The 20455-nt window shown below is 70.2% G+C and carries 20 protein-coding genes and 1 tRNA gene; 12 read left to right on the top strand and 9 right to left on the bottom strand.

Annotated elements, in window-relative coordinates:
• Positions 1 to 10 precede the first annotated feature (10 nt).
• The 7 genes from hisI (at position 11) to tatC (ending at position 3359) form a co-directional block, all read left to right on the top strand.
• A complete protein-coding gene (gene hisI, locus N5D62_RS23405) occupies positions 11 to 403 on the top strand; it encodes a phosphoribosyl-AMP cyclohydrolase (protein ID WP_279760377.1) in 393 nt (130 codons plus the stop codon).
• An 83-nt stretch (positions 404 to 486) separates the two neighbouring features.
• The gene (locus N5D62_RS23410) at positions 487 to 825 is read left to right on the top strand and encodes a phosphoribosyl-ATP diphosphatase (RefSeq protein WP_279760378.1); all 339 of its coding nucleotides are present in this window, start codon (positions 487 to 489) and stop codon (positions 823 to 825) included.
• Positions 822 to 1223 (top strand): hypothetical protein, encoded by a 402-nt coding sequence (locus N5D62_RS23415; protein ID WP_279760357.1) that lies wholly within the window; start codon positions 822 to 824, stop codon positions 1221 to 1223. The genes N5D62_RS23410 and N5D62_RS23415 overlap by 4 nt, the downstream gene beginning before the upstream one ends.
• 73 nt (positions 1224 to 1296) lie before the next feature.
• Entirely contained in the window at positions 1297 to 1644 is a 348-nt protein-coding gene (locus N5D62_RS23420; RefSeq protein ID WP_279760358.1) for a histidine triad nucleotide-binding protein, read from the top strand.
• Positions 1645 to 1837: 193 nt separating this feature from the next.
• Entirely contained in the window at positions 1838 to 2065 is a 228-nt protein-coding gene (gene tatA, locus N5D62_RS23425; protein WP_279760359.1) for a Sec-independent protein translocase subunit TatA, read from the top strand.
• 11 nt (positions 2066 to 2076) lie between these two features.
• Entirely contained in the window at positions 2077 to 2565 is a 489-nt protein-coding gene (tatB, locus tag N5D62_RS23430; RefSeq protein WP_279760360.1) for a Sec-independent protein translocase protein TatB, read from the top strand.
• The gene (tatC, locus tag N5D62_RS23435) at positions 2562 to 3359 is read left to right on the top strand and encodes a twin-arginine translocase subunit TatC (protein WP_279760361.1); all 798 of its coding nucleotides are present in this window, start codon (positions 2562 to 2564) and stop codon (positions 3357 to 3359) included. The genes tatB and tatC overlap by 4 nt, the downstream gene beginning before the upstream one ends.
• 105 nt (positions 3360 to 3464) lie before the next feature.
• Here tatC and N5D62_RS23440 read toward each other — a convergent pair whose 3' ends face one another.
• Positions 3465 to 4910, bottom strand: a complete 1446-nt coding sequence (locus tag N5D62_RS23440) for a S41 family peptidase (protein WP_279760362.1) — start codon at positions 4908 to 4910, stop codon at positions 3465 to 3467.
• Positions 4911 to 5231: 321 nt separating this feature from the next.
• On the opposite strand from N5D62_RS23440, the gene N5D62_RS23445 reads away from it, so the two are divergent.
• Complete coding sequence (locus tag N5D62_RS23445) at positions 5232 to 5573, top strand: cupin domain-containing protein (protein WP_279760363.1); 342 nt, start codon at positions 5232 to 5234, stop codon at positions 5571 to 5573.
• Between the two features lie 2 nt (positions 5574 to 5575).
• Here the strand turns inward: N5D62_RS23445 and N5D62_RS23450 are convergent.
• The 4 genes from N5D62_RS23450 to N5D62_RS23465 form a co-directional block, all read right to left on the bottom strand.
• A tRNA-Arg gene (locus N5D62_RS23450) sits at positions 5576 to 5650 on the bottom strand.
• A 64-nt stretch (positions 5651 to 5714) separates the two neighbouring features.
• Positions 5715 to 10001 (bottom strand): translocation/assembly module TamB domain-containing protein, encoded by a 4287-nt coding sequence (locus N5D62_RS23455; RefSeq protein WP_279760364.1) that lies wholly within the window; start codon positions 9999 to 10001, stop codon positions 5715 to 5717.
• A 4-nt stretch (positions 10002 to 10005) separates the two neighbouring features.
• On the bottom strand, positions 10006 to 11937 hold the full coding sequence (locus N5D62_RS23460; RefSeq protein WP_279760365.1) for a BamA/TamA family outer membrane protein: 1932 nt from the start codon (positions 11935 to 11937) through the stop codon (positions 10006 to 10008).
• On the bottom strand, positions 11934 to 13115 hold the full coding sequence (locus N5D62_RS23465) for a VWA domain-containing protein (protein WP_279760366.1): 1182 nt from the start codon (positions 13113 to 13115) through the stop codon (positions 11934 to 11936). Before N5D62_RS23465 ends, N5D62_RS23460 begins: the two co-directional genes overlap by 4 nt.
• A gap of 132 nt (positions 13116 to 13247) precedes the next feature.
• Here N5D62_RS23465 and N5D62_RS23470 point away from each other — a divergent pair, with 132 nt between their 5' ends.
• Together N5D62_RS23470 and N5D62_RS23475 are read left to right on the top strand one after the other, a co-directional pair.
• A complete protein-coding gene (locus N5D62_RS23470; protein WP_279760367.1) occupies positions 13248 to 14540 on the top strand; it encodes an EAL domain-containing protein in 1293 nt (430 codons plus the stop codon).
• A gap of 140 nt (positions 14541 to 14680) precedes the next feature.
• Positions 14681 to 15550, top strand: coding sequence for an MHFG family PEP-CTERM protein (locus N5D62_RS23475; RefSeq protein WP_279760368.1), 870 nt, complete (start codon positions 14681 to 14683; stop codon positions 15548 to 15550).
• On the opposite strand, the gene N5D62_RS23480 is transcribed toward N5D62_RS23475, so the two are convergent.
• The 4 genes from N5D62_RS23480 to N5D62_RS23495 all read right to left on the bottom strand — a co-directional run bounded on the left by N5D62_RS23480 (position 15474) and on the right by N5D62_RS23495 (position 19378).
• Entirely contained in the window at positions 15474 to 17630 is a 2157-nt protein-coding gene (locus tag N5D62_RS23480; RefSeq protein ID WP_279760369.1) for a S9 family peptidase, read from the bottom strand. The genes N5D62_RS23475 and N5D62_RS23480 overlap by 77 nt on opposite strands.
• On the bottom strand, positions 17630 to 18238 hold the full coding sequence (locus N5D62_RS23485) for a GNAT family protein (RefSeq protein ID WP_279760370.1): 609 nt from the start codon (positions 18236 to 18238) through the stop codon (positions 17630 to 17632). Before N5D62_RS23485 ends, N5D62_RS23480 begins: the two co-directional genes overlap by 1 nt.
• Before the next feature lie 62 nt (positions 18239 to 18300).
• Positions 18301 to 18525 (bottom strand): hypothetical protein, encoded by a 225-nt coding sequence (locus N5D62_RS23490; RefSeq protein ID WP_279760371.1) that lies wholly within the window; start codon positions 18523 to 18525, stop codon positions 18301 to 18303.
• 10 nt (positions 18526 to 18535) lie between these two features.
• Positions 18536 to 19378 carry a MoxR family ATPase gene (locus N5D62_RS23495; RefSeq protein WP_279760372.1) on the bottom strand — a complete coding sequence of 281 codons (843 nt, stop codon included), beginning with the start codon at positions 19376 to 19378 and terminating at the stop codon, positions 18536 to 18538.
• Between the two features lie 87 nt (positions 19379 to 19465).
• Between N5D62_RS23495 and N5D62_RS23500 the strand changes: the two genes are divergently transcribed.
• Together N5D62_RS23500 and N5D62_RS23505 are read left to right on the top strand one after the other, a co-directional pair.
• Positions 19466 to 20179 (top strand): c-type cytochrome, encoded by a 714-nt coding sequence (locus tag N5D62_RS23500; protein ID WP_279760373.1) that lies wholly within the window; start codon positions 19466 to 19468, stop codon positions 20177 to 20179.
• A gap of 134 nt (positions 20180 to 20313) precedes the next feature.
• The coding region (locus N5D62_RS23505; protein WP_279760379.1) for a DUF3391 domain-containing protein at positions 20314 to 20455 on the top strand (142 nt) is incomplete at its 3' end.

Consider the following 20455-nt stretch of genomic DNA (forward strand, 5'->3'; position numbering starts at 1 on the left):
CACTGCCGCGATGGACTGGCTGGATCAGATCAAGTGGGACCGCGACGGGCTGGTGCCCGTCATCGCCCAGGAGCAGGGCTCGAACGACATCCTGATGTTCGCGTGGATGAACCGCGCGGCGCTGGCGCGCACCGCCGAGCTCGGCGAGGCGGTGTACTGGAGCCGCTCGCGCCAGAAGCTGTGGCACAAGGGCGAGGAGTCCGGCCACGTGCAGCAGGTGCACGGCATCCGGCTGGACTGCGACAACGACGTCGTGCTGCTGAGCGTCACCCAGCACGGCCACGAGCCCGGCATCGCCTGCCACACCGGCCGCCACAGCTGCTTCTTCCAGAAGCTCGAGGGCGGCCAGTGGACGACGGTGGAGCCGGTCCTGAAGGACCCGGCCAGCATCTACAAGGCATGAACGCCATGGACACGCCGGTTCCCGCCGACATCCAGTCTCCCGACAGCCCGTCCCCCGCGGTGACGGCGCCGCCGCCCGCGCCGCTGACCGGGACCGATGTCCTGGCGCACCTGGGCGACGTGATCGCGCAGCGCCGCGCCGAGGGCGATCCGGACAAGAGCTACGTCGCCAAGCTGTTCGCCAAGGGCCTGGACCAGATCCTCAAGAAGGTCGGCGAGGAAGCGACCGAGGTCGTCATCGCCGCCAAGGACGGCGCGCCGGACGCGCTGGTCTACGAGGTCGCCGACCTGTGGTTCCACACGATCGTCGCGCTGGCCGCGCTCGACGTGCGGCCCGAGCGGGTGCTGGCCGAACTCGCGCGCCGGGAGGGGCTGTCCGGCCTCGAGGAATTCGCCAACAGAAGCAAGAAGGAGCAGGCATGACCGAAACGTTCGAACCGCAACCGCCGGCGGTGGTGCTCGATCCGGAGCGCGAGGCCAACCTGCGCACCGTGGGCATCATCAGCTACGTGCTGCATGCGATCGTGGCGATCGGCGCGCTGCTGCCCGGCGTGCAGGCCAGCATCGTGCTGCTGGTCGTGGCGGTCATCGTCGACCTGGTGAAGCGCGACGACGCCGCCGGCAGCTGGCAGGCCAGCCACTTCTCGTGGCGCCTGCGCAGCGTGCTGTGGTGCGGCATCCTGTACGTCGTCACGATCCCGCTGTGGTTCCTGTTCGTCATCCCGGGCTGGATCGCCTGGTGCGGGATCTCGATCTGGTTCCTGTACCGCATCGTGCGCGGCTGGCTGGCGATGAACGACCGCCGACCGATGCCGACCTGAGCGCGACGGGATCCCGATCCCGCCGCTTCCGGATTTCCGAACCTTCCTTCGCCGACCCGACGCCCCGTCCATCATGAGCCACGACCCCAACTGCATCTTCTGCAAGATCGTCCAGGGCCAGATTCCCGCCAAGAAGGTCTACGAGGACGACGAGCTGATCGGCTTCCACGACATCCACCCGTGGGCGCCGGTGCATTTCCTGCTGATCCCCAAGCAGCACATCGCCAGCATGGCCGACCTGCAGCCCGAGCATGCGCCGCTGCTGGGTCGCATGTCGGTGCTGGTGCCCCGGCTGATGAAGGAACTGGGCGTCACCAACGGCTTCCGCACCGTGGTCAACACCGGCGCGGACGGCGGGCAGGAGGTCTTCCACCTCCACATGCACGCGATCGGCGGCCCGCGCCCCTGGTTGAAGGGCTGAACGCCGGCCCCACCTTCGCGCCGCCCGGCCGTCCGGCGGAGCGCCCGATCCGCCGGATGTCGTACGCCGGCGTTCGTCCAACGGGCGTGATCGGGCGGATAAGCCGCTAATGCGGGCAGGGATGGGCTTTGATCGCCGAGATGCCTGTCATGCGCGGACCTTAGAATTTCGGCTTCCGACTCTGGAGAATGTCATGGGTAGTTTGAGCATCTGGCACTGGCTGATCGTGCTGGTGGTCGTGATCGCCGTGTTCGGCACCAAGAAGCTGCGCAATGTCGGCGGCGACCTGGGCGCCGCGGTCAAGGGCTTCAAGGACGGCATGAAGGACGGCACGTCCGACACGCCGCCGCAGCAGGTGGCCAACGCCAACAAGGCCGCGGACCCCAACACCGTCGACGTCGACGCCAAGACCCGTAGCTGAGCGCGACCCGCATGGTCGATTTCGGTTTCGACAAGCTGCTGCTGATCGGCGGCGTGGCGCTGGTCGTGCTCGGTCCTGAGCGCCTGCCGCGCGTCGCCCGCACGGTCGGCACGCTGCTGGGCAAGGCGCAGCGCTACGTGTCCGACGTGAAGGCGGAGGTGAACCGGTCCATCGAGCTGGAGGAACTCCAGAAGATGAAGGGCCAGTTCGAGACCGCCGTCAGCGACGTGCAGTCCAGCGTGCAGGAGCACGTGGACGCCGCCAACCAGTCGCTGCAGTCGACGTGGAACGACGTGTCAGTCGACGGCACGACGGCCGAGGGCGGGCTCATCGGCGGCCATGGCGGTCCGGTGCCCGTCTATGCGCATCCGAAGAAGAACTGGCGCCTCAAGCGCGGCGCGACCCCGGTCTGGTACAAGCAGCGGCAGGGCGTGCGCCGCCACGCCCAATCCGGCGCGGCCCGCGTGGCGCGCTTCCGTCCCCCTCGCCGAGCCTCATGAGCCCTCCCCAAGAAGACGAACTGGCCGGCACCGAACAGCCCTTCGTGTCCCACCTGATGGAGCTGCGCGACCGGTTGATCCGGGCGCTGCTGGCCGTGGTGGTCGCCTTCGGCCTGCTGTGCATCTGGCCGGGCACGAGCGGTCTGTTCGACCTGCTCGCGAAGCCGCTGGTGGCGCACCTGCCGCAGGGCGGCTCGCTGATCGCGACCAATGTGCTGTCGCCCTTCCTGGTCCCGCTGAAGGTCACCTTGCTGGCCGCCTTCCTGCTGGCCCTCCCGGTGGTGCTGTACCAGGTCTGGGCCTTCGTGGCGCCGGGCCTGTACTCGCATGAGAAGCGGCTGGTGATGCCGCTGGTGGTGTCGAGCACGCTGCTGTTCTTCGGCGGGGTGGCGTTCTGCTACTTCTTCGTGTTCGGCAAGGTCTTCACCTTCATCCAGAGCTTCGCGCCCAAGAGCATCGCGGCCACGCCCGACGTCGAGGCCTACCTGGGCTTCGTGATGAACATGTTCATCGCTTTCGGCGCCGCGTTCGAGGTGCCGGTGGTGGTGGTGGTGCTGGCGCGCATGGGCATCGTCTCGGTGCAGCAGCTCAAGCAGTTCCGCGGCTACTTCATCGTCCTGGCCTTCGTCATCGCGGCGGTCATCACGCCGCCGGACATCGTGTCGCAGCTCGCGCTGGCGATCCCGATGTGCCTGCTGTACGAGGTGGGCCTGTGGGCCGCCGGCGCCTTCGCCCGCTACACGCGCTCCCCGGAGGCGGAATCGGAAGAAGGCAACGGCAGCGCCGCGAGCTGAGCAGTCGACAAGCCCCAAGGCGGAACGTCCGATCCCAAAGCAAAACGCCCGATGCATGCATCGGGCGTTTGTCATTGAGGGACCGGAATCCCCGGGCTGGATCGCTTATTCGGTCTTGGCTTCCGCCTTGCGCTCCTGCGCGACCTTGGATACCGCGACCGGCTTGCCTTGCAACTGGTTCAGTGCCTGGCGCAGCGGGAAGTCCTCGGCGCTGCCGAACTCGGGCAGCGGCTTGAGCGGCTCGCCGCGCTTGGCGTAGTCGGCTTCCAGCTTCTGGCGGCGCTCCTCGCGGATCTTCTCGAGTTCCTTGGTGCGCGATTCCTCGGCCTTCTCGTCGCTGGCGTTCAGGTGCTTCTCGAGGTCGGCTTCGCGCATGCGCAGCTCGGCGAAGATGTTGCCTTCGGCGGTCTCGTCCAGCGGGATGTCGGGGACGATGCCCTTGGCCTGGATGGAGCGGCCGCTGGGCGTGTAGTAACGGGCGGTGGTCAGCTTGACCGCGGTGTCCGGGCCGAGCTGGCGGACCGTCTGCACCGAGCCCTTGCCGAAGGTCTGCAGGCCCATCACCGTGGCGCGCTTGTGGTCCTGCAGCGCGCCGGCGACGATCTCGCTGGCCGAGGCCGAGCCTTCGTTGACCAGCACCACCATCGGCACGTTCTTCAGCGCGTCGGGCAGCTTGCGCAGCGGATCGCCGGCGCCGCGGCGGGCGTAGAAGTCAGGATCGGCGCGGTAGCTGGCCTTGGACTCGGCCAGCTGGCCGTTGGTCGAGACCACCTCGACGCCCTTGGGCAGGAAGGCCGCGGAGATCGCCACCGCGCCCTCGAGCAGGCCGCCCGGGTCGTTGCGCAGGTCCAGCACGACGCCCTTGATCTTGGGGTCCTGCTTGTAGAGGTCGCCGAGCTTCTGCGCGAAGTCGTCGACGGTGCGGTCCTGGAACTGGCTGACGCGGATCCAGGCGTAGCCCGGTTCGACCAGCTTGGCGCGCACGCTCTGGACGCGGATTTCCTCGCGCGTGATCGTGATGGGGAAGGTGCGGCTCTCCGACTTGCGGTAGATGGACAGCATCACCTTGGTGTTGGGTTCGCCGCGCATCTTCTTGACGGCCTGGTCCAGCGTCAGGCCGCGGACCGCCGTGTCGTCGATCTTGCTGATCAGGTCGCCGCTCTTGAGGCCGGCGCGGAAGGCGGGGCTGCCTTCGATCGGGGAGACGATCTTGACCAGGCCGTCCTCCATGCCGATCTCGATGCCCACGCCGACGAACTTGCCGGAGGTGCTCTCGCGGAATTCCTTGAAGCTCTTCTTGTCGAAGAACTGGGAGTGGGGGTCCAGGCCGCTGACCATGCCGGAGATGGCGTCGTTGATCAGCTTCTTCTCGTCGACGGATTCGACGTAGTCCGATTTCACGATCCCGAAGACCGCGGCGAGCTGCTGCAGTTCCTCGAGCGGAAGGGGGCTGGCGGTGCTGCGCGCGTTGGCCTGCAGCTGCATCGTCGTCATGACGCCGGCCATCGCACCCAATGCGACCCAGCCCGCGACTTTCAGTTTGGCGCCCATGATGAAAAACCTTGAATCAGTACAGCCTGGCTGCTTGGCGCCGGATGCCCGTCCCTGTTGCGCGGGACGGAACAATGGCGTTCCCAGTATATGCGTCGGGCAAAAACCCGGCCCGGCATGACGCGGCGGTTTACCCCTCATTTACGCGTATCGCGTGGATTGCTGGCGCCTGGCGCGGCGGTGGGGGGACGAGGCGGTGACTTCCGGCAGGGGCGGTTCGCGGCGGGGGTGCGGGCACGGGCCGTCGGTGCCATGATCCATCGATGCCGGCGCGCGATTCCGTCGAGGCGCCGAAGTCGTCCTTCCACCAGGAGCAGTTCCATGGCCCTGCCGCATGCCGCCCCCGCCCAGCCGATCGACGTCGCGCCGCTCGGTGCCGCGCTGTCCGCCACGCCGTCGTCCGCGCTGTTCAAGTCGCAGGGCCTGGAAGTGATGCGGCTGGTGCTGCCGGCGGGCAAGGCGCTGCCGCCGCACAAGGTCGAGGGCGAGATCACCATCCAGTGCCTCGAGGGCGAAATCGAGCTGAGCGTGCAGCGCGACGGCGCGGAGCAACGCCAGCGGCTGGGCGCCGGACAACTCTGCTACCTGGACGGCGGGGTGATGCACGGCGTGGCCGGCGTGGTGGACGCGTCGGCGCTGGTGACGATCGTGCTGAAGCGCTGAGCTGGTCCCTCCGACAGGAATCGAACCTGTATTTGCCGCTTAGGAGGCGGCCGTTCTATCCATTGAACTACGGAGAGCCCGCGCGGCCGGCTCAGTGGCGCCGGCCCGCGAAAGCGGCGGATTCTCGCACGGCTCTCCGCGCTACTCCCACTTCCATTGCCAGATGACGTCCAGCCCTTGCTGGACGTCATTGGCCTGCGCCCGCAGCGTGAAGCGCTGCGCGACCTTGTACATCAGCTGCCAGGTGCCGGTGGTGGCGTTCAGGCCGCGCTCGTAGGCGACGAACACGTTGCGGCTCACCTGCTTGCCCAGCCGCACCACCGTGCCGCGGGCGTCGTCGCCTTCGCCGCTGAACGAGAGCTCGTCCAGGCCGATGTTGTGGATCAGCTTGTCGCTGGCGCTCTCGCCGTCGCCGGAGATCAGCGCCATCGCCGCGCGCTGCATCAGCGCGGTGTCGGTGCGGCCGAGGTTCTCAGGCGCGCGGCCCAGCACCAGCCACGACAGCTTGTTGGTCTCGCTCATGTCCGGTTCGGAATACAGCCGGATGCGCGGGCTGCCGGCCGTGCCGGTGACGGTCACGCCGACGCGCACGTTGTCGTTCTCCATGCCGGAGCGGATCGCCAGCACGTCCAGCCGCGGGTTGTCCAGCGGGCCGACGAAGCTGAACACGCCGCGCTCCACCACCAGCTTCTGGCCGTAGGCGTTGAAGGTGCCGCCCTCGCTGCGGACCTCGCCGGTCATCTGCGGCCGCGGCTGGCCGTCCTGCGCCAGGTGCAGCACGCCGCGCAGCTTGGTGTCGATGCCGTAGCCCTTGAGCTGCAGCCGCCGGCCCAGGTCCAGGTCGAGGTCCAGCTTGAGCCGCATCGGCTTGCCGCTGCCGTCGACGGCCTTGGGCGGCGCGCTCTGGCGCACCACCTGCACGTCGCTGTCGAGCTGCGGCGCGTCGCCGCGCGAGAAGTCGAACAGCCCCTCGACGACGACGAACTGGCCCTTCAGGTCCAGCAGCTGCGCGCTGGCCTTGAGCTGCGCCGCGCCGGTGGCGACGATGCGCCGGTCCACCCGCTGCAGCAGCGCGAAGGTGTCCGCCTTCAGCGACAGCTCGGCGCTGGGCTGGGCGCCCAGGCGCAGTGTGCCGTCCAGGCTGACCGTGCCGTTGCCGGCCCGCGCGGTGAATTTCTCCAGCTTGGCCTCGCGGCCGCTCATCGTCAGCGCCAGCTCGCCCTGCTGCATGTCGACGCCCAACAGCGGATTGCGCAGCGAGAGCTTCTGCGCGCCCGCCTGGCCCCGGACCTCCGGCGCGCCCAGCGTGCCGCCGAGCTGCAGCGTCGCCGCCAGGCTGCCGCCGGCGCGCCAGCCCGCCGGCAGCCACGGACCCCAGTTGCCGATGTTGTCGACCTTGGCCTCGATGCCGCCCTCGAGCTTCGCGCCCGGTGTCGGCAGCGCGTGCGCGTTGGCGCTGCGGAAGGTCACCGCGCCGCCGACCGCGCCCATGTTCTCGCCGGCCACGCCCTGCACCAGGTGCCACACGCCCTGGTCGGCGAGCACGCCCAGCCGCAGGTCGGTCAGCGCCAGGCGCTGCGTGCTGACTTCGTCGGTCACCGTCAGGTCGCCGCGGGTGCGTTCGATCATCGCGTCCAGCGTCAGGCCGCGGGCATCGCGGCGCGACTTCAGCCGGCCCTCGATCTGCAGGTCGCCGCCCCAGCCGAAGTCCGGCTGCAGCTTGGCCAGCACCGGCGACGCGGCCAGCGGCTCCAGCACCGCCTGCACGTCCCACTCGCCCGACTCGAGCGCCGGCAGCGTCGAGCTCTGCCACATCATCCGGTCCCAGCGCACGCCGGCGCCGAGCAGCTCGATCCGTCCCGGCGCCAGCGTCGCCTGGCGCGGCGCCAGCCCGGGATCGAGCCGCAGCGCCAGCGCCAGCGGGCCGGCCTTGAGCAGCGGCACCGGCTGCTGGCTGGCCTCCAGCGCCAAGGTCAGCCCGCGCGCCTGCCACAGCCCGCCCTGGCGCCAGGCGCGCAGCGGATCGCCGTCCAGCGCGCCGTCCAGCGAGAGCCGCGCCCGCGCGCCCTGCGGGTCCAGCGGCACGGTCTGCGCGCCCGGCAGCGACGGGGCGCTGGCCGATTGCGCGCGCGCGACGACCTTGGTCGGCGAGGGCTGCGTCAGCACCGGCGGCAGCGGCACCTGGCCCTGCGTCGACAGCGTCAGCGTGTGCTGCGCCCAGCTGCCGCCGAGCTCGATCTGGACCTCGTCCAGCCGGGTGCTCTGCTGCGGCAGCCGCAGGCCGCGGACCTGCGTCGTCCAGGCGAGCTTCGCGTCGCGTTGGCTCGACAGCGTCCACTGGCCGGAGGCGTTCTCGACCTGCAGCGCGGGCCGGCTGCCCGAGTTCGCCGGCAGGCCCGGCACGCCGGACAACCCGAAGCCCTGCAGCCGCCATTTGCCGTCGCTGCCGTACTGGGCCTGGCGCGCGCCGGGCTGGATCAGCACGACGCTGGCCTGCGCCTGCGCGCCGCCGACGATCGTCGCCTGCGGGAAGCGCGCGCGCAGCATCGGCTGCAGGCTGGCGAGCTTGGGCGCGTTCAGCTCGATGGCGAGGTCGACCTGCTCGCGCCGGGCCGCGGCGTTGATGCGGCTGCGGGCCTGCAGCGTCGCGTCCGCCAGGCGCAGGTCCGCCTGCAGGTCGGGCGCGGCGGTGCCGGCACGGGCATACCGGACCTGGCCGCTGAGCGGCAGGCCCTGCCACTGGCTGGGCTGCAGCTCGAGCTCGGCCTTGCCCTGCGGCCACAGGCTGCCGCGCACCGATTGCAGCGCGGCCTGCAGCTTCGCGTTGACCGCCTGCGGCAGCGCGCCGTCGGGCAACGGTTCGGCGCTCAGCCGGCGCGGATCCAGCCCTTGCACCGACGCGGCCAGCCGCGTCTTCCAGCCCTCGGCCAGGCTCAGCGCCTGGTTGAGCGTGAACTCGCCCTCGGCCTTCAGCGCGGCGGGGCCGGAGCGCGCCTGCAGCTGGCGCAGCGCGATCGACTGCGTGCGCAGTTCGGCGTCCAGCGTCATCTCCAGCGGCGCCTGCAGCTTGCCCTGGCCGAGCTGGCCGGCGAGCTCGCCCTCGACCTGCAGCGACTGGTCGGCCGAGGCCTTCGTCAGGTTGGCCTGCGTGCTGAGCTTGAGCTCGCCGCGCGCCTGCACCAGCGGCCAGCGGGCGTCGATCTGGCGGCTGTCCAGGCCGCTCAGGCGCAGCGTCAGCACGCTGCCGGCGGCCTGGCTGGTCTGGCCGACCGCCTGCAGCCGGCCGCCGCCGGCCAGTTGCGCGTCCAGCCGCGGCAGCCGCAGCCGGGTCCAGTTCGCCGGGTCGAGCAGCAGGTCCAGTTCCAGCGCCCGCAGAGGCAGCCGGTCCTGGTCGAGCCGGCCGGCGGCGCTGTTGTCGAGGTCCGCCTTGACGCCGAGCGACTTGTCCGCGTTCGGCACCATCGTGACGGTGCCGGTCAGGCCGGTGCGCGGCACGCCCTCGGTGCCGGGCAGCAGCGCGGCCAGGTCCAGGTCCCTGGCCTGCGTCGCCAACTGCGCGACGGGGAAGGGCGCGAAGGGCTGCAGGCGCGCGCGCACCTGCAGGCGCTGCTTCGCGGCCTCGAGCGCGCCCTGCAGCGTCAGGTCGGCGATCGGTCCGTCGAGCTGGAACGGCGCGGTCCAAGGCAGCTCGCCGGTGGGCTGGCTCAGCGTCCAGCGGCTGGCCAGCTTCAGGTCGTCCCGCGTGGCGATGCGGGCCTGGCCGGCGAGCGTCAGCTGTTGCCAGCCCAGCGACTTGACGGTGAGCTCGTGCAGCTTGCCGCCGTCGGCGCCCAGCGACGCGCTGCCGCGCAGGCCGCGCAGCGGTTGGTCGAGGCCGGGGACGAACAGCTCGCCGATCTCCAGGTCCGCGATCGTCAGCGCGACCGGCGACAGCAGGCTCAGCGGCGGCTTGGCCGGTTCGGCGGTCGGGCTCGGCGCGACCTGCACGCGCAGCCGCGCGACGGCGAGCCGGTCCGCCCGCACCTCGCCCCACAGCAGCGGCGAGCGGTTCCAGACCAGGCGCACGTTGCGCCACTGCAGCTGCTCCAGCACGAGGCGGTCCTCGGTGCCGGGCAGCACCAGTTCCGCGCGCTCGACGTCGAAATCGCCGAGCAGCCGGCCGCGCGCGTTCTGCAGCGACAGGCCCGGCACCTTGGCCAGCACGTAGGCGGTGCCGCCCTCGGTCTTCAGCGCCCAGGTCAGCGCCAGCAGCAGCACGCCCACCAGCAGCGGGATCGTCAGCAGCGCCCACAGCAGGCCACGGCCGCGGCGGCGCCGGCGGGACGCGGGGACGGCCGCCTCGGCGGGCGTGGCCGGCGCGCCGGACGACGTGGACGGGCTCGACGTTGGGGTCGGGCTCGGGGAGGGGGTGTCGCGCGGGTCGCTCATCGGATCACAGGCTGATCGCCACGCTGAAGTGCAGGCGCCATTTGTCGACCAGGTTGCCCTTGGCGAAGTCGAAGCGCAGCACGCCGACCGGGCTGCGGTAGCGCAGGCCGGTGCCGACGGCCCAGGCGGGGTCGTAGCCGCCCCAGTTCTGCGCGGCCTGGCCGGCGTCGACGAACAGCGCGCCCATCAGCTGCGGGATGCGCGGCGTCAACGGATGCGAGACCTCGACGCTGCCGTTGAGCATCACGCGGCCGCCGATCTGGTTGTTGTTGGAATCCACCGGCCCCAGGTCGTTGTAGCCGTAGCCGCGCACGCTGTCGTCGCCGCCGGTGCGGAAGCGCAGCGCCTCGGGCAGGCCCAGCTTGCCCTTGGCCAGGATCTGGCCGCCCTCGACCCGGGTCGACAGCAGCCAGCGCCCGGGCAGCGGCGAGTACCAGTAGAACTTGCCCGTGGCCCGCGCGAACGGACCGTTCTTCTCGGTCGTGCTGTCGGCCCAGCCGCCGCCGACGGTCATCGTCGCGCTCCAGCCCTTGGTCGGCAGCACGCGGGAGTCCAGCCGGCGCCAGGTCATCTGCTGGTTCAGCGACACCGCGCCGGCCACGGTGGTGGGCAGATCGGGCTTGTGTTCCCAGGCGCGGATCACCTCGATGTAGCTCAGCCGGTCCTCGGGCTCGCTCTCCTTCGCGTAGCCGAGCCGGGTGCTGAGGTTGAGGTTGACCTGGTTGTTGTCGTCCACGCGCTCGGCCTTCACCAGCACCAGGCTGCGCTGCATGTTGGGCTGCGGATGCGAGCTGATTTCCGTGTCGATCGCCTGCCGTTTGCGGGCGAGCTCGAGCTTGGTGCGCTCGCGGATGTTCAGCCCGAACGGCTTGCGGTGCGTGTATTCGACGCTGGCGCTGGGCCCGTCGACGGTCCGGTAGCCGACGCCCAGCGTCACCTGCTGGCGCGCGGCCTCGCGGATCTTCACCGTCACCGGCACCTCGACCGTCTCCGCGCCGGGCGGCGGCGTGACGCTCTCGGGCTGGATCTCGACACTGGCGCTGTCGAACAGCTGCGTGCCGACCAGCCGTTCCTGGAAGTCCAGCAGCAGCTTCTCGTTGTAGGGCTGATGCAGCTTGTAGCCGGCCAGCCGGCGCACGCTGTCCTCGGGCTGGTGCTTCAGGCCCTCGACCGTCAGCTCGCCCAGCGTGAACAGCGGGCCGCTTTCCAGCGTCACCGCGATGTCGACCTGGTTGTCGTCGGCCTGCACGACGGCCTCGCTGTGCGTCATCCGCGCCAGCGGGTAGCCCTGCGCGCGAGCGCGGGTCAGCAGCGCGTTCTTCGCGGCGGACCAGTCGCCCTGGCTGAAGCCGGTCTGCGGCTGCAGCAGCCAGCTCTGCGTCAGCGTGCGCTCGAGCGCGCCCGCGAGCTTGTCGCCGCGTTCGGCGGCGATCTTGAGCGGGCCTTCCAGGCGCAGGTCCATCTGCCGCACCAGCGCCCGGGGCCCGGTGTCGACGATCAGGCGCAGGTTGCGCACGCCGTCGGACAGGTCGCCGACTTCCTCGGTCCGCACCTTGGCGTTGAAGTAGCCAGCCGTCTCCAGCAGCTTGGTCGCCTGCTCGGGCGCGACGGCGGCGAGCCGGCGCAGCTCGGCCGCGGTCAGCCGCATGTCCTCGGGCGAGTCGCGGAAGCGCGCCAGGTCCAGGTGCTCCATCAGCAGCGAGCGCAGCTCGGGCGGGGCCTCGATCGTCAGCTCGTAGGCGGAGATCCGCCGGCGCGTGACGTTCGGGTTGGCGGTGTCGGCCTCTTCCGGGGCGGCGACCTTGAGCTCGGCCTTGCGGTCGGTGGGCAGCAGCGAGCAGCCGCCCAGCATCGCGCCCGCCGCGCCGATCGCCAGGATCGGCAGCAGGCGCCGCAGCAGGTGGGGGAAGCGGGGCGTCGGGAACGTCGACGTCATCGGTTGAGCACGCGCATCGCCTGTTCGAGGCCGCCCATCGTCAGCGGCATCATGCGTTGCTGCATCAACTGCTGGATCAGCGAGATGCTCTGGCGGTATTGCCAGACCCCGGCCGGCTCGGGGTTGATCCAGACGTGTTTGGTGAAGTGGTTCGTCAGCCGTTGCAGCCATTCGGCGCCGGCTTCCTCGTTGTTGTATTCGACGCTGCCGCCGGGCTGCAGGATCTCGTAGGGGCTCATCGTCGCGTCGCCGACGAAGATCAGCTTGTAGTCGCGGTTGTACTTGTGGATCAGGTCCCAGGTCGGCGTCTTCTCGCTGAAGCGGCGCCGGTTGTTCTTCCACACGAAGTCGTAGACGCAGTTGTGGAAGTAGAAGAACTCCAGGTGCTTGAACTCGCTCTTGACCGCGGAGAAGAGTTCCTCGACGCGGTGCACGTGTTCGTCCATCGTGCCGCCGACGTCCATCAACAGCAGCAGCTTCACCTTGTTGTGGCGCTCCGGGATCATCCGGATGTCGAGCATGCCGGCGTTGGCGGCGGTCTTATGGATGGTGTCGTCGAGGTCGAGCTCCAGGTCCGAGCCCTCGCGCGCGAAGCGGCGCAGCCGGCGCAGCGCGACCTTGATGTTGCGGGTGCCGAGCTCGATGCCGTCGTCGTAGTCCTTGTAGGCGCGCTGGTCCCAGACCTTCACCGCGCTGCGCTGGCCGCCGGGGCCGCCGATGCGCACGCCGCGCGGGTTGACGCCGCCGTTGCCGAACGGGCTGGTGCCGCCGGTGCCGATCCAGCGGTTGCCGCCCTCGTGGCGTTCCTTCTGTTCCTCGAGCCGCTGCCGCAGCGTGTCCATCAGTTCATCCCAGTCCAGCGCCTTGAGTTGCGCGAGCTGCTCGGGCGAGAGCTCGCGTTCGAGCTGCTTGGTGAGCCATTCCTGGGGCAGCGCCTTGAACAGGTCGCCCATCAGCTCGACGCCCTTGAAGTAGGCGGCGAACGCGCGGTCGAACTTGTCGAACAGCGCCTCGTCCTTGACCAGCGCGGTGCGGGCCAGGGCGTAGAACTTGTCGATGGTGGGGCCGCCGTCGTCGTCGAGCACGCCCGACTTCATCGCTTCGAGCAGGGTCAGGTACTCCTTGACGGAGACCGGCAGCTTGGCGGCGCGCAGCGTGTAGAAGAACTGGATCAGCATGGGCCTCCCCCTGAACTTCGGGGCATCGGGCCATTATCCATGCCGCCTGGCGAGGCTCAGGCGTAGCATCGGCGGCAAGCACGACCCCGCGGTCGCGGGGCGGCGCATAACAGACACGTCGGGATCGGGCGCATGGAGCACGGGTTGGGCAACGACGGCGACGACGCCGAGGTCGAGGCGATGCTGCGCGCGCTCTACGGCGCGATCGGCGAGGAGCGCGGCCGCTGGATCGCGCGCTTCGAGCACTACCGGCTGAGCAGCGCGTTCCAGCCGGTCTACAGCTTCCCGCACCGGCGCCCGGTCGGCTACGAGGGCCTGATCCGGGTCGAGGACGACCGCGGCCGGGCGGTCGCCCCGGTCACCGCCTTCGAGGGCGTGGGCAGCTTCGACCAGCAGGTCTGGCTGGACCGGCTGTGCCGGCTGCTGCACGTGCACAACTTCGTCGCGCAGGGGCAGCCCGACTGCTGGCTGTTCCTGAACATCCATCCGGCGGTCTTCATGCACGCGGCGCTGCAGGTGCGCATGCTGGCGCGGGCGGTGGAGGTGGTGCACCAGCTGGGCCTGCCGACGCACCGGCTGGTCTTCGAGGTCACCGAGGACGTCATGGCCCGGGACGACAGCTTCGAGGACGCGGTCGAGGCCGCGCGGGCGACGGGCTGCCTGCTGGCGCTGGACGACTTCGGCGTCGGGCATTCGAACTTCGACCGCATCTGGCGGATCCGTCCGGAGATCGTGAAGCTGGACCGCTCGCTGCTGCGGCGCTCGCGCGGATCGCGGCGCATGGCGCGGGTGCTGTCGCAGATGGTGGCGCTGCTGCATGAATGCGGCGCGCTGGTGCTGCTGGAGGGCATCGAGACCGCGGAGGACGCGCAACTGGCGATGGACGCGGACGTGGACCTGGTGCAGGGCTTCGCGTTCGGGCATCCGGCGCCGTTCCTGCGGATCGAGGAGGGCGTCTCCGCGCTGGAGGACGTCTGGTCCCTGTTCAACGAGCGCCAGGCGCTGCTGCGGCGCGACCACCTGGACCGGCTCACGCCGTTCCGCACGGCGATCGCGCTGGCGCTCCAGCCGCTGCAGCAGAGCCGGCCGCTGGCCGAGTCGTGCCATGCCTTCCTGGCGCTGCAGGGCGCGCAGATGTGCTACCTGCTGGACGAGGACGGCCGCGAGATCGGACCGCGGGCGGTGCCGGCGAGCGGGCCGGCGGAGATCGATCCGCGCTTCCTGCCGATGGAGCGCGCCGGCGACGCCCGCTGGGCGCGGCGCCCGTACTTCCGCCGCGCGGTGGAGAGCGTCGGCGAGGTCCAGACCACGCGGCCCTACCTGAGCCTGCACGGCGCGCGCATGTGCGTGACCGTCTCGGTCGCGTACTGGCAGGGCGGCCGGCTGCGGGTGCTCTGCGGCGACCTCGATTGGGACGAGGTCTGAGCCACCGTCAGGCGGGCCGTCCGTTCGCCATCCGTTCGCCCTGGGACGCAAGTCCTGGCCCCGGGCATCGCATTTGCTGACATCGCTTCGGGTCCACTTCGACGAGGTCCACCAGGGCCGCCACCCTGCCGATGTCTCGATTGCTGCACGCGCTGGCCGCCCTGGCCTGGGTGGCGGGTGCGCTTTTCGCCCCGCCGTCCGTCCGGGCGGCAACGCCTGCCCCCGCCCCGTCCTGTTCCTGGGACCGGCCGGGCCATGACAGCTTCACCGGCGACGTGCCGGCGGCGGTCGACCGGTATGTCGACCTCGCGCCGGACGTGCGCGAGCGGTTGAAGGCGCGGATGCGCCGTCACGACTACGACGATGTCGTCGAGATCTCGCGCGATCGCATCGCGGGCCGCGCGGGGTATGGATCGTCGATCCGCGGCATGCATTTCGGCGAGGGCCGGGTCTGCGCGTCGGTGAGTCGCGAGCGCTGGTCCGAGGACCATGTCGAGCGGGCGCTCGTCTACTGCGAGGGCAACGACTGCGTGATGGTGCCGACGGTCTGCCGCAACGTCAGCCGGATCCAGCGCGTGCCGGGGGGCGGTGCGCCGCCGGGCGAGGGCGAGCTGCCCTTCGATCCGCCGGGGGCGGGCGCGCCGACGCCGGTGCCGATGGGCGACGTGCCGCCCGAGATGCCCGTGATGCCGGAGCCCGTGCCGTTGACCGGCGTGCCGGTCACGCCGCCGGGGGCGTTGCTGACGCCGCCGCGCGCGGTCATCGGGCCGCCGTCGGCGGGCCCGCCGACGTCGATCCCGACGCCGCCGGTGTTCGTGCTGCCGCCGAAGCTCGAGGAGCCGCCCGTCCCGGCGGTGCCGGAGCCCTCGACGCTGTGGACGAGCGCCGCGGGCGTCCTGTTGTTGGCGTCGTTGGTGCTGCGCACCCGAAGCCTCACGGGGTCTTTCGTCCTTTCTTCGCCTTGCCCTTCGCCTTCCCGCCATCCCCGACGCCGCCGTCATGGCGCTTGAGCCAATCGAAGAACTCCCCGTACCAGAGTTTCGAGTTGCGCGGCTTCATGACCCAATGGTTCTCATCCGGGAACCACACGAGCCGCGCATCGACGCCCTGCGCCTTGAGGGTGTTGTAGTAAGCGAGCCCCTGCGCGTCCGGCACGCGGTAGTCGAGCTGGCCGTGGATGACGAGCGTGGGCGTGTTGAAGTGCTGCGCGTAGCCGATGGGGCTTTGGGCCGCGACCTTCGCCGGGTCCTGCCAGTACGAGGTGCCGAGCTCCTTGGCGTGCCAGAGGTAGGCGTCGTTGGCGTACATCGCGGTCCAGTCGAAGCAGCCCGCGTGGCAGACGTAGGCCTGGTAGCGGCCTTCGGGCACGTGGCCGTTCATCCACGCGACCATGTAGCCGCCGTAGCTGCCGCCGGTGGCGAAGACGCGGTCCGGATCGGCCCAGGGCTGCTTGAGCAGCAGGTCGGTGGCGATCTCGATGTCCTGGAGCTCGAGTTCCCCCCAGCGCCCGGTGATCGAGTCGGCGAAGCGGTTCCCGAAGCTCGACGAGCCGTGGTAGTTCACGCAGGCGACGACATAGCCTTGGGCGGCCATCGCCTGGTGGTTCCAGCGCCAGTGCCAGCTGTCGCCCATGGCGGTGTGCGGGCCGCCGTGGATCAGGTGCATCAGCGGCGCCTTGGTCTTCTTTTTCGGGTCGAAGCCGGGCGGGTGGTAGAGCCACAGCTGCACCAGCTCGCCGAGCGCGCCTTCGTACCAGAGCTCCTCGACCTGGCCGAAGCGCAGCGACGCGAGCGCCTCGTCGTTGAACGACTCGATGCGATGCAGCACCTGCTCCTGGGCGTCGCCTTCGTGCTCGACGACGGACAGCCGCGGCGGGAAGGAGGCGCTGTCGTGCAGCACGACCAGCGTGCCGGCCTCCAGCGCGAAGGCGCCGACATGGCCGCCCTCGCACAGCGGGAAGGCGTGCAGCGTCTTCACGTCGAAGCGGTAGAGGTGGCGGCGGCCCTGCAGCTCGGCGCAGAACAGCACGCCCAGGTCGTCCTCGTCCCAGCGCAGCGGGGCGGCGACCTCCTGGTCCCAGTCCTCGGACAACACCGCCCAGTGGCCGTGGGTGTCGAGGACGGCCAGCTGCTGCGGCATCGTGTGCTTGAGGCCCTGGTGGCAGGCGACGAAGGCGATGTGGTGGCCCGCGTGGCTGTAGACCGGCGCGACGAAGTCCCAGCCGGGTTCTTGCAGCAGCACCTGCGCGCGGCCGGAGCGCACGTCGATCTCGGCCAGCGCGTTGCGGTGTTCCAGCGTCTTGGGCGTGTTCGGGTCGAAGCTGAACACGACGCGGCGGCCGTCGGGCGAGATGTCGAAGGTGTCGGCATCGGGTTCGGCGCGGCTGAGTTCGAACTCGGTGCCCTCGAACAGGTCGCGGACCTCGCCGCCGTCGAGCTCGACCACGTGCAGGTGCGGCACGCGGTTCATCGGCAGCGCATGGTCCCAGAAGCGGTAGAAGCCTTCCTCGGTCACGTAGGCCGATTCCTTGCGGTCCTTCTCCGCCTTGCGGCGCACCGTCTGCGCGGCCTGGCCGCGCAGGGCCGGGTCGACCCAGGACACGAAGGCCAGCCGCTTGCCGTCGGGGAACCACTTGAACGACTCGACGCCGAAGGGCACGCGCGTCACGCGGCGCGCCTCGCCGCCGTCGGGCGGGATCACGTAGAGCTGCGGCGCCTCGTCCTTGTCGCCTTCCTGCTCGCGCCGGGCGATGAAGGCGACCTGGTCGCCTTGCGGGCTCCAGCGCGGCTGGCCGTCCTTCTCGCCGGCGGAGGTCAGCGCGCGCGGCTCGCCGCCCAGCGTCGACAGCAGCCACAGCGAGGTGCTGCCCTTGTTCTTGTCCATGTCGAAGCGCGTCACCGGCACCACGGCCTGCGCGCCGTCGGGCGACAGGCTCGGGGCGCCCAGCCGCGCCAGCGCCCACAGCGCGTCGACGTCCAAGGTCCGGGACGGCGTGTCGCCGCGCGTCTTGGCGGCCTTGGCGGCCTTGCCGGCCTTGCCGGCGCTGTCGGACGGGGCGGTCTTGTCGGTCTTTTTCTTCACGGCGGGCATCAGGCGCTCCGGGGTTTGTCGAGTTGCCACTGCAGGTGGGTCTGGATGGTCGGCCATTCGGCCGCGGTGATGCTGTAGACGCAGGTGTCGCGCAGCGTGCCGTCGGGCATGCGCAGGTGCGAGCGCAGGATGCCGTCGAGCTGCGCGCCCAGCCGCTCGATCGCGCGGCGGCTCTGCTGGTTCAGCCGGTGGGTGCGGAACTCCACAGCGATGCACCCCAGCGTCTCGAACGCGTGGCGCAGCAGCAGCAGCTTGCACTGCGTGTTCAGCCCGCTGCGCTGGCAGGAGGCGCGGGTCCAGGTGGAGCCGATCTCGACGCGGCGGTTGGTGGCGTCGATGTTCATGTAGGTCGTCATGCCGGCGACGCGGCCCTGGGCGTCGAACACGACGAAGGGGTGCATCGAGCCGGCCTCGCGCAGCGCCAGGCGCCGGTCGATCTCGGCGGCCATGCGCTCGGGCGCGGGGACCGAGGTGTACCAGAGCTGCCAGAGCTGGCCGTCGTCGGCGGCCTCGGCGAGGGCGGCGAGGTGCTCGCGGGACAGCGGCTCGAGCCGGGCGTGCGGGCCGGTCAGCGTGACCGGCGCGGTGAACGGGTTGGGAGCGGTCATTCGGTCGTGCCGGCCCACCGGCCGGGAGTGGGGGGAACGGGAATCGGCGCGGGCGGCGGGGCTCAGCCCTTGCCGCCGAGCAGCAGCCGGCGCAGCAGCCAGCGGCAGCCGCCCATGCCGGCGAGGATCAGCAGCAGGCCCAGGATCTGCGGCGTGCCCCAGCCGGGGGCGCCGATGAACTCCCAGCCCAGCGCGCGGCCGACCAGCAGGCCGATCACGCCGCCGCCGACGAATCCGAGCGCGTCCGCCAGCGCGGCGCGCCAGGCGGCGTTGAAGTCCTGGCTCATCGTCGGGGCCTCAGCGGTTGCGGCTCTGCATGTACACGAGCTTCTCGAACAGGGTCAGGTCCTGCTCGTTCTTCAGCAGCGCGCCCACCAGCGGCGGGATGGCGACCTTGTCGTCCTGCGTCTGCAGCGCCTCGAGCGGGATGTCCTCGGCCAGCAGCAGCTTGAGCCAGTCGATCAGTTCCGAGGTCGAGGGCTTCTTCTTCAGCCCGGGCAGCTTGCGCACGTCGTAGAAGGTCTTCAGCGCGGCGGCCAGCAGTTCCTGCTTGAGGCCGGGGAAGTGGACGTCGACGATGGCCTGCATCGTGTCGGCCTCGGGGAACTTGATGTAGTGGAAGAAGCAGCGGCGCAGGAAGGCGTCGGGCAGCTCCTTCTCGTTGTTGGAGGTGATGAACACCAGCGGCCGGTGTTTGGCCCGGACCCATTCGCGGGTCTCGTAGACGTAGAACTCCATCCGGTCGAGCTCGCGCAGCAGGTCGTTGGGGAACTCGATGTCCGCCTTGTCGATCTCGTCGATCAGCAGCGCCACCGGCGTGTCCGACGCGAAGGCCTGCCACAGCGTGCCCTGGACGATGTAGTTGCGGATGTCGCGGACCTTGTCGTCGCCGAGCTGGCTGTCGCGCAGCCGGGAGACGGCGTCGTACTCGTACAGGCCCTGCTGGGCCTTGGTCGTGCTCTTCACGTGCCACTGCAGCAGCGGCAGGTCCAGGGACTTGGCGACTTCCTCGGCCAGCAGCGTCTTGCCGGTGCCCGGTTCGCCCTTGACCAGCAGCGGCCGCTTGAGCGTGATCGCCGCGTTCACCGCCAGCATCAGGTCGGGCGTGGCGACGTAGTCCTGGGAACCTTTGAATTTCATGAGGGTCTTCTCTAGCGCAGCGGTGAAAACCAGTATATAGGGGCCCCCCTATAATCGCGCCGCCCCAAATCCTCGAAGATCGGGACCATGAGAAGACAACTGCAGATCTCCCTCGCGTTGATGCTGGCTGGAAGCGCTTTTGTTGTATCGGCCCAGTCCAACGCCTCCTCGTCGCCCGCGCCGGGACAGGCGTCGTCGACGACCGCCCCCGCCGCAACACCTGGCCCCCAGGCGCCGGTGCAGTCCAAGGTGGCCATGTGCATCGGCTGCCACGGCATCCAGGGCTACCAGGCGACCTTCCCCGAGGTCCACAAGGTCCCGATGATCGCGGGCCAGAACGCCAAGTACATCGCCGCGGCGCTGACGGCGTACGCCAAGGGCGACCGCAAGCATCCGACGATGCGCGGCATCGCGCTGCCGCTGGCGGACCAGGACATCGCCGAGATCTCCGAGTACTACGCCGGCCTGGCCAAGGTCGACGCGGTGCCGGCGGTGGCGGAGGCCCCGGCCGACATCAAGAAGCTGCTGGACAAGGGCGCCTGCGCGAGCTGTCACGGCGCCAACTTCAGCAAGCCGATCGACGGGACCTATCCGAAGATCGCCGGCCAGCACGCGGACTACCTGTACGTGGCGCTCAAGTCCTACCAGGCCGACGGCAAGCAGCCGTACCTGGGTCGCGCCAACGCGGTGATGGCGGGCCAGGTCAAGCAGTTCAGCCACGCGGAGCTCAAGCAGCTGTCCCAATACCTGGCGAGCCTGCCGTCGGAACTCCGTACAGTCCCGCAATCCCGGTTCCGCTGAATCGTGGCAGGCTGCGAACCACCGGGGCGCAGCGGATCGAAGGAGCCAAACCGCCCTCGGGCGGTTTTTTCATGGCGGTTTGCCAGAGCGGGAGAGGCCGCCATACTGTGATGTCCTGGACGAAGACGCCAGCCATGCTGAAGAAGATCCCCACGACCGAGGTCAAGCTGGGCATGTACCTGCAAGGGATGGAGGGGTCCTGGCTGTCTCATCCCTTCTGGAAGACCAAGTTCGTCCTGACCGATCCCGAGGACCTGAAGGCGCTCCAGGCCAGCG

The organism is Mitsuaria sp. GD03876 (assembly GCF_029840635.1).
Taxonomy (GTDB): domain Bacteria; phylum Pseudomonadota; class Gammaproteobacteria; order Burkholderiales; family Burkholderiaceae_C; genus Roseateles.